This is a genomic window from Alteromonas sp. KC3 (assembly GCF_016756315.1).
Classification (GTDB): Bacteria; Pseudomonadota; Gammaproteobacteria; order Enterobacterales; family Alteromonadaceae; genus Alteromonas.
Genome location: NZ_AP024235.1, coordinates 4027603 through 4039905, shown reverse-complemented (window position 1 = coordinate 4039905; position 12303 = coordinate 4027603). Strand labels below are relative to the sequence as shown.

The 12303-nt window shown below is 45.8% G+C and carries 14 protein-coding genes; 6 read left to right on the top strand and 8 right to left on the bottom strand.

All coding sequences use genetic code 11. The features are described 5' to 3' along the window. Positions 1–2: 2 nt before the first annotated feature. The 6 genes from panB to sfsA form a co-directional block, all read right to left on the bottom strand. Positions 3–797, bottom strand: a complete 795-nt coding sequence (panB, locus tag JN178_RS17830; protein ID WP_202262671.1) for a 3-methyl-2-oxobutanoate hydroxymethyltransferase — start codon at positions 795–797, stop codon at positions 3–5. A gap of 63 nt (positions 798–860) precedes the next feature. Beyond that, complete coding sequence (gene folK / locus JN178_RS17825) at positions 861–1358, bottom strand: 2-amino-4-hydroxy-6-hydroxymethyldihydropteridine diphosphokinase (protein WP_202262670.1); 498 nt, start codon at positions 1356–1358, stop codon at positions 861–863. Next, entirely contained in the window at positions 1351–2667 is a 1317-nt protein-coding gene (gene pcnB / locus JN178_RS17820) for a polynucleotide adenylyltransferase PcnB (protein ID WP_202262669.1), read from the bottom strand. Before pcnB ends, folK begins: the two co-directional genes overlap by 8 nt. Before the next feature lie 98 nt (positions 2668–2765). Beyond that, complete coding sequence (gene gluQRS, locus JN178_RS17815) at positions 2766–3683, bottom strand: tRNA glutamyl-Q(34) synthetase GluQRS (protein ID WP_202262668.1); 918 nt, start codon at positions 3681–3683, stop codon at positions 2766–2768. 66 nt (positions 3684–3749) lie between these two features. After that, on the bottom strand, positions 3750–4199 hold the full coding sequence (dksA, locus tag JN178_RS17810; protein WP_159627589.1) for an RNA polymerase-binding protein DksA: 450 nt from the start codon (positions 4197–4199) through the stop codon (positions 3750–3752). 274 nt (positions 4200–4473) lie between these two features. Continuing rightward, complete coding sequence (gene sfsA / locus JN178_RS17805) at positions 4474–5175, bottom strand: DNA/RNA nuclease SfsA (RefSeq protein WP_202262667.1); 702 nt, start codon at positions 5173–5175, stop codon at positions 4474–4476. Between the two features lie 99 nt (positions 5176–5274). On the opposite strand from sfsA, the gene pepB reads away from it, so the two are divergent. Further along, positions 5275–6561, top strand: coding sequence for an aminopeptidase PepB (pepB, locus tag JN178_RS17800; protein ID WP_202262666.1), 1287 nt, complete (start codon positions 5275–5277; stop codon positions 6559–6561). An 82-nt stretch (positions 6562–6643) separates the two neighbouring features. Here the strand turns inward: pepB and JN178_RS17795 are convergent, their stop codons facing one another. Then, positions 6644–6826, bottom strand: a complete 183-nt coding sequence (locus tag JN178_RS17795; protein WP_159627583.1) for a helix-turn-helix domain-containing protein — start codon at positions 6824–6826, stop codon at positions 6644–6646. Positions 6827–7173: 347 nt separating this feature from the next. Here JN178_RS17795 and JN178_RS17790 point away from each other — a divergent pair, with 347 nt between their 5' ends. Both JN178_RS17790 and JN178_RS17785 read left to right on the top strand, forming a co-directional pair. After that, complete coding sequence (locus JN178_RS17790; RefSeq protein WP_159627581.1) at positions 7174–7776, top strand: YhgN family NAAT transporter; 603 nt, start codon at positions 7174–7176, stop codon at positions 7774–7776. Next, the gene (locus JN178_RS17785; RefSeq protein WP_202262665.1) at positions 7777–8355 is read left to right on the top strand and encodes a YjaG family protein; all 579 of its coding nucleotides are present in this window, start codon (positions 7777–7779) and stop codon (positions 8353–8355) included. A 9-nt stretch (positions 8356–8364) separates the two neighbouring features. On the opposite strand, the gene rsmD is transcribed toward JN178_RS17785, so the two are convergent. Further along, on the bottom strand, positions 8365–9033 hold the full coding sequence (rsmD, locus tag JN178_RS17780) for a 16S rRNA (guanine(966)-N(2))-methyltransferase RsmD (protein ID WP_202262664.1): 669 nt from the start codon (positions 9031–9033) through the stop codon (positions 8365–8367). Between the two features lie 66 nt (positions 9034–9099). Here rsmD and ftsY point away from each other — a divergent pair, with 66 nt between their 5' ends. Genes ftsY through ftsX form a run of 3 tightly spaced genes read left to right on the top strand, consistent with a single transcriptional unit; the run spans position 9100 to position 12258 of the window. After that, on the top strand, positions 9100–10554 hold the full coding sequence (gene ftsY, locus JN178_RS17775; protein ID WP_202262663.1) for a signal recognition particle-docking protein FtsY: 1455 nt from the start codon (positions 9100–9102) through the stop codon (positions 10552–10554). A 25-nt stretch (positions 10555–10579) separates the two neighbouring features. After that, complete coding sequence (gene ftsE / locus JN178_RS17770) at positions 10580–11281, top strand: cell division ATP-binding protein FtsE (RefSeq protein WP_202262662.1); 702 nt, start codon at positions 10580–10582, stop codon at positions 11279–11281. Continuing rightward, positions 11278–12258: a permease-like cell division protein FtsX gene (gene ftsX / locus JN178_RS17765; RefSeq protein ID WP_159627569.1), complete on the top strand. Its 981-nt coding sequence runs from the start codon at positions 11278–11280 to the stop codon at positions 12256–12258. The genes ftsE and ftsX overlap by 4 nt, the downstream gene beginning before the upstream one ends. Positions 12259–12303: the final 45 nt, after the last annotated feature.

Sequence of the window (12303 nt, the reverse complement as noted above, 5' to 3'; positions counted from 1 at the left end):
CGTTACTCAAAGCTGTGTTCTGGTGAAGGAAACACGCCGCTTTCGACTTCTTCAATGTACTGGGCAACCGCTTTGCGCATGTCCCCGGTTTCAAGCAAATAATTTTTTGAAAACTTCGGCATATAGTTCGCGCTAATACCAAACATATCGTGCATCACGAGAATTTGGCCGTCAGTATCTTTGCCTGCACCAATACCAATAACCGGAATGGTGAGAGCTTCGCTTACGGCTTTACCTAGCGATGATGGCACGCACTCAAGAACAAGAAGCTGAATACCCGCTGCTTCAAGGGCCTTTGCTTCCTGTAGGAGCTTTTCTGCTTGGCTGGCTTCGCGTCCTTGTACTTTAAAGCCGCCGAATACATGCACTGATTGCGGTGTTAATCCCAAATGACCACATACTGGCACGCCGCGTAAGTTAAGACCCTTGATGGTGTCACATAGCCAACTACCACCTTCCATCTTGACCATACTTGCGCCTGCTGCCATTAGTTTAGCCGCATTTTCATAAGACTGTGCTTCAGTGGCATATGACATAAATGGCATATCGGCGAGTACAAACGCGCGCTGAGTGCCTTTGCGCACACTGCGCGTATGATAGGCAATATCGTCAATCGTTACCGGCAGCGTATCGTCTTCCCCTTGCAGTACCATGCCAAGCGAGTCACCAATAAGAAGGGCGTCAATACCTTGCTCATCGAACATCTTGGCAAAGCTAGCGTCGTAAGCTGTTAGCGAGGTAATTTTCTCACCTGCTTGCTTTTTCTTTAGCAAGCCTGAAACCGTAACTTTCTTCATGACATGATCCCGATAATGTAAGGAAATAGAGATAATATGTGGCGAACTATACGGATTTTGTCGCTAATTGGAAGAGCGCAGGCGACGAAGACCGTCTAGAGAACAATTGGCGACCCATTGTGAAATTGGTTTCCCATCAGGCATTACCATTGTTGGGGCTATTTCAAACAATGGCACCATTACAAACTCACGCTCTGCCATGCCATAGTGAGGCACAACAAGGTCAGCGGTATCAATAGTTTCACTACCATAGAGTAAAATATCTAAATCAAGCGTACGTGGACCCCAACGTTCGCCCTTGCGCTCGCGACCCTCTTCAAGTTCAATACGTTGTAGCTGCTTGAGTAAACCATGGGGTTTCAATGCTGTTTCAATCAAACATACTGCATTGATATAGTCCGGTTGGTCTTGAGGTCCCATTGGTTTACTTGAATAAAGTGAAGATGTCTTAAGTAACCGAGTATCTTCAATCTTGGCAATCGCATCAAAGGCATTGCGCGCTTTACCTTGGCTGTCACCAAGGTTGCTACCTACACCAATATAAACATGTTCTTTATGCATCTGAGTCTCTTTTGGCTGGACGGCGCTTACGCTTTCTAGGCGCACTCTTCGAGCCTTCCGTTTTTCTAAGCGCGTTTAACATGCCTTTTTGCTTGCCATTTTCGGCATGCTGGAAGTGAGTCCACCACTGTGCAAGTTCAAGTAAGTCGCCACCCTCTGTCTGCCCTCGGGCAAGCAAGAAGTCGTAGCCCGCTCTGAATTTAGGATGACTTAATAACTGAAAAGCACGTCGACCAAATCGTTTGGGTAAACGCTGTTGTAATATCCAAATATCGCGCACCACAGTTGAAAAGCGCTTGGGTATCATGATGCGCTGCGTTTGGCGTGCGATAACCTCGCCTGAAGCAATGTTAAAGGCATCATGTGCATTTAGGCCAGACTCTGCTTGTAAGCGCTGAGATTGTTCTTCTACTGGGTACCATAAAAGTGCAGCATACAAAAACGCTGGTGTAACGCGCTGATTACTGTTAATTCGCTCATCGGTATTGGCTAACACACGGCGAACAAACTGCATTTCCCGGCTGTTTTCATCTTTTAAAAATGGTGCAAGCTGAGGAAACAATGGTTCTATCAGACCGTATTCATGCAACATCAAAAACGTTGCTTCGCCCTTGCCAGATAAAAAGAGCTTCAACGTCTCTTCAAATAAACGGGCAGGGGGAATATTTTGCAGTAAGTTTGCCAGTGACTTGATGGGCGCAGCGGTGTGTTTTTCAATTTGCATCGAAAGCTTCACAGCAAATCGAACAGCACGAAGCATTCGCACAGGGTCTTCGCGATAGCGAGTTTCTTGGTCACCTATCAGTGCAACCTCGCGCTTTTCGATGGCTTCAAGTCCGTTAGCAAAGTCTTTGACTGTGAAATCTGCCACGCTGTAGTACATGGCGTTAAAGGTGAAGTCGCGGCGTTCAGCATCTTCTTCTATCGAGCCAAACACATTATCGCGAACGAGCTGGCCGTGGGCGTCGCGTTTAGCAATTGCTTTGCCTTTAGGTATGGTGTCATCGTCATCGGATTCTTGGTGGTGCCCACGAAACGTGGCAACCTCAATGATTTCTCGACCAAAAACAATATGTGCAAGCCTGAAACGGCGACCAATCAAACGACAATTTTTAAATAGCCCTTTAATTTGCTCTGGTGTGGCATTGGTTACCACATCGAAGTCTTTCGGTTCATGTCCCATCAAAATATCGCGTACACAGCCGCCAACTAGATACGACTCAAAACCGGCTCCGTTAAGGCGATACATCACCTTTAACGCATTCGCACTGATATCTTCACGAGATATACCGTGCTCACCACGTGTCATAGTTCTAGGCTTTAATTTGTTATCTGACGAGCTTTCTTTTGAAAAAGCGCGTTTAACAGATTTAAAAACACGATGAATGATGATGGTATCTCCGCAGACTATAAAGGTTCGCTATAATAAGTGGATTCATGTTGTGGAACAATAATTTCGGGCGTTTTAACGACTTTTTTCCTGTCCCACACTGAAATAGCATAGTTTAACAATACTGACACATTTTCAAACGCTGTAGCATCAGGGAATGAAAAACCGAAAAAGCGCATTGCTCTTACAAGGTTTTCAAGCGGTGTTAGATTGTTGATGGGAGTAGCTCGATTTTGCTTGCTAAGTTTTCTACCGGGGGCGACAGCGGCAACAGGTACATGACCGTACGTTGGCATGCTAAATCCGAGTTCACCGTAAACTGCGCGTTGTAAAGCAGTAACGCCAATAAGATCACAGCCACGAATAATGTGAGTTACATGTTGAAAAACATCATCAAGCACAACAACCAAATTGTAAGAAAATAACCCATCTCGACGTTTTAGCACTACATCTTCCCCGCCACTGGTTTGAAGTGGAACTGCAACGTTGCCCATAATGACATCGTTAAAGCCTTCAAGTGATGTATCGAGTTTCAACCTTATGGCAGTGCCTTCTGTGGAAACTGTATAGCCTTTATCGCGGCAATGGCCATTGTACTGCCCCCCCATAGCTTTGATTTGCTTGCGGGTACACGTACAAAAGTAAGCTCGCTGCTGTGAGATAAGCTCATCGAGTCTGTCTTGGTATCGAGCATGTTGCTGGCTTTGATAAATAACCTCGTCATCCCAACACAATCCATGCTTTTCTAGGGTGGTAAGAATATCCTTGTCGACACCTGAGATACAGCGTGGCTCGTCAATATCTTCCATGCGCACAAGCCATTTGCCGTTGTGATGCCTAGCGTCTAGATAGCTGGCTACAGCGGTAACGAGTGAACCAAAATGAAGTTGGCCTGAAGGAGAGGGAGCAAAACGCCCTACATAGTTTTCATGCATAATAACAAAAAGCCCCATCGTTTCGGGATGAGGCTTTCACAATGACTCTAGCTAGGTGCGTTGCGCTTAGCCTTGAAGTTGTTTTTCTTTGATTTCAGCCATTGTCTTACAGTCGATACAAAGGTCAGCTGTAGGACGAGCTTCTAGACGACGAATACCAATTTCAATTCCACAAGAATCGCAGAAACCGAAATCGTCTTCTTCGATGCGCTTAAGCGTTTTTTCAATTTTCTTTATTAGCTTACGCTCACGGTCACGTGTACGTAACTCTAGACTGAACTCTTCTTCTTGCGCGGCGCGGTCCACTGGGTCAGGGAAGTTTGCTGCTTCGTCCTTCATGTGGGTTACCGTGCGATCAACTTCTTCGCGAAGCTGGTTACGCCATGCTTTTAGCAATAGACGGAAGTGCTCCATTTGGGGCTCGCCCATGTACTCTTCGTCTGGTTTTGCTTCGTATGGCTGCAAACCTGCCAGCGCTAATAGTCCTAGGGATTTTGTTTCTTTTCCTGTTGGCATATGCCACATCTCCTACACTACGACATCCATCTTGTCCTGATTGGACCGATATCTATATCAGACTCGACAGCTTCAGGCAATCAATCGTGTCTATGTAATTATTATGCTGGTAATTAGCGTCTGTTGAACTTTGCTCTAAAAAGTCAAGAAAAGGCCAACAGACACTAACTCTTTTTACACAAGCCTTGCGGCTTCCAGCTAACGCAATTAATGCGTTCTCCCATTAAAACAAGGCGCAAATATGGCGTCGAAATGAAAAAAATCAACCTATTTTTTACAAAATAACTGGGAGTGATTGATTTAAAATAAGTTTTTGTTCATCAATTGTACAGCCAGCTGCCACTATCTTTACGCCTGCATTCGCCGCAGCTTTTACGCTTTTTGCATAGGTTGGATCAATATGCGACGCAATGCGTACACTTTCTATTGCCGTATGTTGCACACAAAAAAGTAAATACGTTGGTATACCAGACTCGGCCAGTCGCGCAAGCTCTAAACAGTGCTTTGCTCCTCGCTGTGTAACTGCATCAGGGAAGTAACCCTTATTAGCTTCCGCCAGTGTTACCGACTTCACTTCCATGTAGGCAATATCATTGTGGCGGGTTAATGCGAAATCGAATCGACTATTTGCACTAGGTGGTGTTACTTCCGCTTTAAATGATGTTACGTCAGAAAAAATGCTAAGCACCTTGTTATTCAATGCTTGTGCCACCAACTTATTAGCATTGTGGGTATTAATACCAATAAAATGGCCGCTAAACGTTTGTGCCAGTTCCCAAGTGTATTTGAGTTTTCGCTTTGGGTTGGTAGATTCACTTAAATATACGGTGTATCCGGGTTCAGCGCAGCCTGTCATCGCACCAGTGTTAGGGCAATGCGCGGTTACTATAGTACCGTCAGCAAGTTCAACGTCGGCCAAAAATCGTTTGTATCTTTTTATAAGCGTGCCGCGTATGAGTGAAGATGAAAATTCCATGATTCTCCTTAATTGTGAGAACAAGCGCGCAGAATAACAGACATTTATGCAAGCCAGAATGTGCTTGCGAATTATTAGGACATAAAGGAGCCACATCTAATGGCAATATTTACCGTTAGCCTATCGACAGAAACCGCTCAAAGTACATGGGGCGAAGGCGCTAAACTTTCGTTTACCGAGTCTGGCGCGGTTATTCATTTACCCGATGAGTCACTCAACGAGCGCATAATTCAACAAGCAGCGAGAAAGCTCGACGGTCTGAACTTGCCGGAAGTCTCTTTAGCGGGTGAGTGGCACAAAGAGCAGCAATGGGCGTTCGCCATGAGCTTTACGCGTGCGCGCAAGCCTGGCGCAATTACTTGGGTCGACAATGCTGATAAATCGGCATTAGAGCAAGAGTACGCAGCATTACTGTTTACTCGACAACTGGTTAACGATACACCCGAAGACTTAAGCCCAGAGACATTAGCCGAACGTGCGGCAAAGTGGCTTGCGTCACTTGGCGGTGACAAGGTTTCTTATACGATGACCGTTGGAGAAGACCTGAAAGAGCAGGGGTGGATTGGCATATACAACGTAGGTCGCGGTAGTGAGCGCCCGCCTGCCATGCTAGTACTAGATTACAATCCTACTGGAAACGACAGCGCTCCAGTAGATGCAGTGCTAGTGGGTAAAGGTATCACTTTCGACAGTGGTGGTTATAGCATTAAATCAAGTGAAGGCATGCTTGATATGAAATGCGATATGGGTGGTGCCGCAACGGTAACAGGGGCACTCGGCTTAGCGATTACGCAAGGTATTGAAAAGCGTATTCAGTTGATTTTGTGTTGTGCTGAAAACTTAATTAGTGGACATGCTTACAAACTGGGCGATGTACTCACATACAAAAACGGGGTAACCGTTGAAGTGGTGAATACCGACGCTGAAGGTCGCTTGGTACTTGCAGATGGTTTGATGGCCGCAACTGACACCGGCGCTCCGCTTATTATCGATGCTGCGACGCTCACAGGCGCTGCGGTAGTGGCACTAGGCTCCGATTACCATGGCATTTTTTCACTAGATGAAAATGCACAGGCACAAATGTTAGCGGCGGCAAAAGCAGAAAACGAGCGCTTCTGGCCACTACCGTTAGAAGCATTTCATGCAGAGCGCTGCCCATCAGCCTTCGCTGATACTGCCAATAGCCGTCCAATGAAAGGTGGCGGTGGCGGCGGTGCCTCAAATGCAGCGGGCTTTTTGTCTCGATTCGTAAAACATGAAGGCTGGGTTCATTTAGACTTGGCGGCTGCTTATCACGGCGGTGCAACAGCTGAAATGCCGGTTGGCGCAACAGCTAAGGGTATTCGTTCGATTGCACGCATGCTAAAAGATTATAAGGCTTCTTAACCTTTATAAGTGGCGCACAGTAATGAAAAAGGCACAATCGCAGGATTGTGCCTTTTTTCAATTTTATAGGGCATGAATCAGGCTAGATGCCGCCTAAGCGCTCTGCTAGTTGCTTATAACGCTCAACATCGCCACTATCAAAAAGTGGGTTGCCGTCGGTATCTTTGTCCTTCGACACTAAAAGGCTCTCACGCTCCAAACGCTCAACGCGAACTTCTTGTACACCTAGAAACGCGGCTACCTCTTTGACTGTCATTAAACTCATTGTATTTATCCACTTGTTGTATTTTTGGTTATTCTTATTCTTGAAGTTAAAAGTCACGAACAAAAACGTCGGAACCTGTCATTACATCAAAAGCCATGCAGTTAAGACATTATCCAAAAGGTGTAGATAGTCAATACCCTTTGCCTTAAAACGTTCAAGCATCTATACCATGACTAAGAAAATTAGGTAATGTTCCGTCGTTACCTTATTATTTAAGCGTATATTTATTATTTTTCGAGTAATTTTCGCTTTCAATGCGAGATTGGTGTTTTTAACTTGCGTAGCTTGGTTTACCATTGCGCGCCAATACCGCCTTGCGTTTTATCACACTCTGGAGAGTACTATTAATGGATACTTGGTCTGCTGCAATCATGCTTTTTTTGATCATGGATCCACTCGGTAATCTGCCTGTGTTTATGTCGGTGCTCAAGTCAATCGAGCCTAAACGACGTCAATTTATTATGATTCGCGAGTTGCTCTTTGCGTTAGGCATCTTGTTTTTGTTTCTGTTCAGTGGGCAGTCGGTGCTTAACTTTTTGAATGTCGAACAAGAAACGGTGAGCATTGCTGGTGGTATCATTTTATTTTTAATCGCACTAAAAATGATTTTTCCTTCTTCGGGTAACCCCAGTGGACTCGCCGTGGGTGAAGAGCCGTTTTTAGTTCCTCTTGCTATTCCCATGATTGCAGGCCCATCAACGCTGGCGGCACTTATTCTCTTGGCCAACCAAGCGCCAGATAGAATGACAGATTGGTCTATCGCGCTTGCCGCATCGTGGTCAATTAGCGCCGTAATATTGATGTTTTCGAACGTATTTCACAAAATTCTCGGTGAGCGAGGCCTAGTGGCAATGGAGCGCTTAATGGGGATGATCTTAGTTATGATAGCTATTCAAATGTTATTGGATGGTGTGTCTCAATACTTTATGCATGCCACTGGAGCACTATAAATGGCGAAGCAAAAACTCAATACATTTGGTCGCGTTCGCGCACTTGAAGGTTGGAAAGCGGTTGCGTTTGGCGCAGCATTGCTTGAACGCATGTTGCCAAACTACGTGCTTTTCTGTGAAGTCACAGAAACAGGCGATGCTACTGGTCTTCGCAACTGCCTTAACTTGGTGTGGGAGTCGCTGAAGTCGCCTAAAAGCAAATTCAATGTTGCTGTTCAGTTGGAAAAGGTCGAAGTTGCCACACCTGATACGAGTGAATTTGATAATTACGGCGTTTACCCTGCAATTGATGCCGCTATTGGTTTGGCCGGATTGCTCAATTTAGTCGCGGGTGATGATCCTCAAGGTGCGGTGGTTATTAGCAAATTGTCGCAAGGCAGCGTTGAAGCATACCTTTTAGCGACAGATGAAGCGGACGATGAAAGTGTGAAATCGCACCCGCTTATGGAATTTGAAGTGGAAGTGCAAAACGAGCTTTTAGACTATGTTGAACAAGCCAAGTATCCGGCTAAAGCTGTTGATGAAATGAAACAGCTTGCATTAGAGGCTGGTATCTCGAATATAGGGCTTGAACTGTAGCCTAGTGTGTTAACTAACAACTTCTATCAGCATGTAGACTAGCGCATTTGTGCGCTTTTCTTTTGTAATTTGCCAGTTTTCCGGTAACGGCGGCGTTGACAAGCTGCTTTCGTGCTCTAGATAAATAACACTCCCCACTTGTACATTGTTCACCAGAGCATTGAGCGCTGGCTCAACCAAGTTTTGATTAAAGGGTGGGTCGACAAAAACAATGTCATAAGGCGTTTGTGCAAGAGACTTCACTATGTTCAGCGCATCGCCATTATGGACACGGGCAGTAGCGGATGGTTCGACTTTCAGCGTTGCTAAATTTGCTTTCAATTGCGCACTGGCTTGCTTATCTAATTCAATAAAGTCACAGTGCGTGGCATAACGAGAAAGCGCTTCTAGTCCCAAGCCTCCTGAGCCTGCAAAAAGATCGAGGCAACGAGCGCCGTTAACACGCTGCATAAGCCAGTTAAATAGCGTTTCCTTATTTCTATCTGTGGTAGGTCGTAACCCTTGTGCATCCAGCACGGGGAGCTTGCGTCCTCGCCATTGGCCCCCAATTATACGTATTTGACCCGGTTGTCCGCGTTGCGGTGCATGCGCATTTTTTGCGGTCTGACGTTTTTTTGCGGAAGATGGTGCCCGAGATGGGCGAGAAACTCGCTTCATAGTGGCTGACAATGGTATCATGCGTTCATACAATAGGCGGCAAGTGTAGCCGAATTTGCTCAGAATTTATAAGGATTTGTCCTAACAATGTCGAAACTTTTTGGCTGGTTCAGCAAGAATAAAAAAGCAGAGAAAGAAAAAGCGCAACAGGCGCAAGAGCTAGCGCAACAACAAGCGCAAGAAAAAGCCGCAGCAGAAAAACGAGCGCAAGCTGAGGCGGAAGCACAGGCGAAGGCGCAAGCTGAGGCGGAAGCACAGGCTAAAGCGCAAGCTGAGGCGGAAGTACAGGCTAAAGCGCAAGCTGAGGCGGAAGCACAGGCGAAGGCGCAAGCTGAGGCAGAAGCACAGGCTAAAGCGCAAGCTGAGGCAGAAGCACAGGCGAAGGCGCAAGCACAGGCAGAAGCACAGGCAAAAGCGCAAGCTGAAGCAGAAGCACAGGCAAAGGCGCAAGCTGAGGCAGAAGCACAGGCGAAGGCGCAAGCTGAGGCAGAAGCACAGGCAAAAGCCCAAGCTGAGGCGGAGGCACAGGCAAAAGCGCAAGCTGAGGCGGAGGCACAGGCTAAAGCGCAAGCTGAGGCTGAACCAAAAGAGAAAAAGTCTCTTTTTGCTCGATTAAAAGACAGTTTGTCACGTACGAAAGAAAATTTAGGTAGTGGCATCGTTAGCTTGTTTAAAGGCAAGGCTATAGACGATGAGCTATATGAAGATCTTGAAACACAGTTACTTGTCGCTGACGTGGGCATGGACACCACACAAAAGATAATCAATCACCTTACCGACAGTGCCTCGCGCAAACAGCTTAAAGATGCTGAAGCCTTATTAGACATTCTTAAGCAACAAATGGCAGGCATGCTGTCAAAAGTGAACCAACCGTTACCTGAAGTTATGCAAGCGCACGACTCAGCTGAAGGGCCTTTCGTTATCCTTATGGTGGGCGTAAACGGCGTAGGTAAAACCACAACTATCGGTAAGCTTGCTAAACAGTTCCAGCAACAGGGCAAAAAAGTCATGCTTGCTGCGGGCGATACCTTTAGGGCGGCAGCGGTGGAGCAGCTGCAGGTGTGGGGTGAGCGCAATGATATTCCGGTTATTGCTCAGCATACAGGTGCTGACAGTGCATCGGTACTGTACGATGCACTTGAAGCGGCGAAATCTCGTGGTACTGATGTGCTGATCGCCGATACTGCAGGGCGTTTGCAAAACAAAAACAACTTAATGGAAGAACTCAAAAAAGTGGTTAGGGTAATGAAAAAGCTTAACCCCAATGCGCCTCATGAAGTCATGTTGACATTAGATGCTGGAACAGGACAGAACGCTGTTAGTCAGGCTAAATTGTTTAATGAAGCAGTTGGTTTAACGGGGATCACATTGACCAAGTTAGATGGCACAGCAAAAGGTGGCGTTATATTCTCTATTGCTGATCAGTTTAACATTCCGATAAGGTATATAGGTGTCGGCGAGAACATTGACGATTTACGTCAATTCGATGGCCAAGAATTTATAGATGCCTTGTTTAGCGAAATGGAAACACCACAAAGCTAATCTAACGCGGCAGTAGGGAACAATAATGATAAAGTTTGAGCAGGTAAGCAAAACCTACCCTGGCGGCCAGCGCGCCTTAAGTAAGGTGAATTTCCATATCGCCCCAGGGGAAATGGCCTTTCTAACGGGCCACTCTGGTGCGGGTAAAAGCACGTTGCTCAAACTTATCAGTATTATGGAGCGACCTACTGTAGGTAGAGTGCTTATTAATGGGCATGATCTAAACAGTATTACTCGCCGTGACATTGCTTATATCCGTCGTGATATCGGTATGATTTTTCAAAGTCATCAGCTGCTTATGGATAAAACAGTTTTTGACAATGTTGCATTGCCGTTAGTTATTGAAGGGTATACTCACAAAGAAATACGCAAGCGTGTTGAAGCTGCACTTGAAATGGTGGGTCTACGAGACAAGGTCAGATGCTTACCTATTACGCTTTCTGGTGGTGAGCAACAGCGCGTTGGCATAGCACGAGCCGTTGTGAATAAACCTCCTTTGTTATTGGCCGACGAACCAACTGGTAACCTTGACCCTAAACTGTCGATGGAAATCATTCGCCTTTTTGAAGATTTCAATCAAGCCGGTGTGTCAGTGCTTATTGCCACTCACGATTTAGGACTCATTGCTCGTATGCGCTACCGCACGCTAACGCTTAAGAATGGACAAATGATTACCGATGGGTTGACCGAAGAGTTAGACACCACTGTCGATGGAGACTGGTCATGAGTATTTTGTTCAAAGGCCGAGCCCAAGGTGCTTCATCGTCAAAGGTTGGATTACTGCAAACCATTGTGATGTTTTTTGTGAGCCATGTCAGACAAGCGCTTTCAAGCCTAGGTGAGTTGTGGCGACAGCCCATGGCATCGCTCATGACCATAGGTGTTTTGGGATTAAGTATCACATTGCCAAGCACCCTGTATATTATGGTCAAAAACACCGAAAAAATTACCGCTGGGTGGGACCAGGCATCGGAGATATCCTTGTTTCTAAAGCCCAATGTGTCGGCGACTAGTTCACAACAACTGGTTGCTCGGCTCAACACATGGTCGGAAATCGACAGTGTGGTATACATTCCAGCTGATGACGCATTAAAAGAGTTTCAGCATTTATCAGGACTCGGTGATGCCATTGCCTACCTAGAAAAAAATCCGCTACCCGATGTTGTATTAGTTACGCCAAATGAAAAACACGCGTCGCCTACCGCAGCGCAAGCATTGTTAGATAAATTAAGGCAACAGCGAGAAGTCGATATAGGTAAGCTAGATATTGAGTGGCTTGAGCGTCTCTATGCGGTCATTGATATCGCCAGAGACCTCGTCACGTTAATCGGCCTGCTGTTATTTATTGCAGTGGTGCTAATTATCGGTAACACCATTCGCCTTAATATCCTCAATAAGTATGATGAAATCGTTGTAATGAAATTGGTAGGCGCGACAGATGCATTTATCCATCGTCCGTTCTTGTACACAGGCTTTTGGTATGGGCTGCTTGGTGGCTTAATGGCCTGGTTTGCGGTGATCATTATTTTATGGTGGATGGATAGCAGTATTACAACATTTGCTTCTATGTATCAAAAAGAGTTCAACATCACAGGGTTAACCGGAAGTGCGTTACTGACTATGTTGGGGTTATCTATATTACTCGGATTGTTAGGCTCTCTGATTTCAGTGCAGCGTCACGTGCGACAAATTGAGCCCAAATAATTTTTGAACACAGAATTTTAGGAAATATAATTTAAGTAGATATAG

Coding starts and splice junctions, on each gene's coding strand:
- sfsA (WP_202262667.1), bottom strand. CDS start 5,175: ATGGAATTTTCATCTTCACTCATACGCGGCACGCTTATAAAAAGATAC.
- pepB (WP_202262666.1), top strand. CDS start 5,275: ATGGCAATATTTACCGTTAGCCTATCGACAGAAACCGCTCAAAGTACA.
- rsmD (WP_202262664.1), bottom strand. CDS start 9,033: ATGATACCATTGTCAGCCACTATGAAGCGAGTTTCTCGCCCATCTCGG.
- JN178_RS17795 (WP_159627583.1), bottom strand. CDS start 6,826: ATGAGTTTAATGACAGTCAAAGAGGTAGCCGCGTTTCTAGGTGTACAA.
- folK (WP_202262670.1), bottom strand. CDS start 1,358: ATGCATAAAGAACATGTTTATATTGGTGTAGGTAGCAACCTTGGTGAC.
- gluQRS (WP_202262668.1), bottom strand. CDS start 3,683: ATGCATGAAAACTATGTAGGGCGTTTTGCTCCCTCTCCTTCAGGCCAA.
- panB (WP_202262671.1), bottom strand. CDS start 797: ATGAAGAAAGTTACGGTTTCAGGCTTGCTAAAGAAAAAGCAAGCAGGT.
- ftsX (WP_159627569.1), top strand. CDS start 11,278: ATGAGTATTTTGTTCAAAGGCCGAGCCCAAGGTGCTTCATCGTCAAAG.
- pcnB (WP_202262669.1), bottom strand. CDS start 2,667: ATGACACGTGGTGAGCACGGTATATCTCGTGAAGATATCAGTGCGAAT.
- JN178_RS17785 (WP_202262665.1), top strand. CDS start 7,777: ATGGCGAAGCAAAAACTCAATACATTTGGTCGCGTTCGCGCACTTGAA.
- ftsE (WP_202262662.1), top strand. CDS start 10,580: ATGATAAAGTTTGAGCAGGTAAGCAAAACCTACCCTGGCGGCCAGCGC.
- ftsY (WP_202262663.1), top strand. CDS start 9,100: ATGTCGAAACTTTTTGGCTGGTTCAGCAAGAATAAAAAAGCAGAGAAA.
- dksA (WP_159627589.1), bottom strand. CDS start 4,199: ATGCCAACAGGAAAAGAAACAAAATCCCTAGGACTATTAGCGCTGGCA.
- JN178_RS17790 (WP_159627581.1), top strand. CDS start 7,174: ATGGATACTTGGTCTGCTGCAATCATGCTTTTTTTGATCATGGATCCA.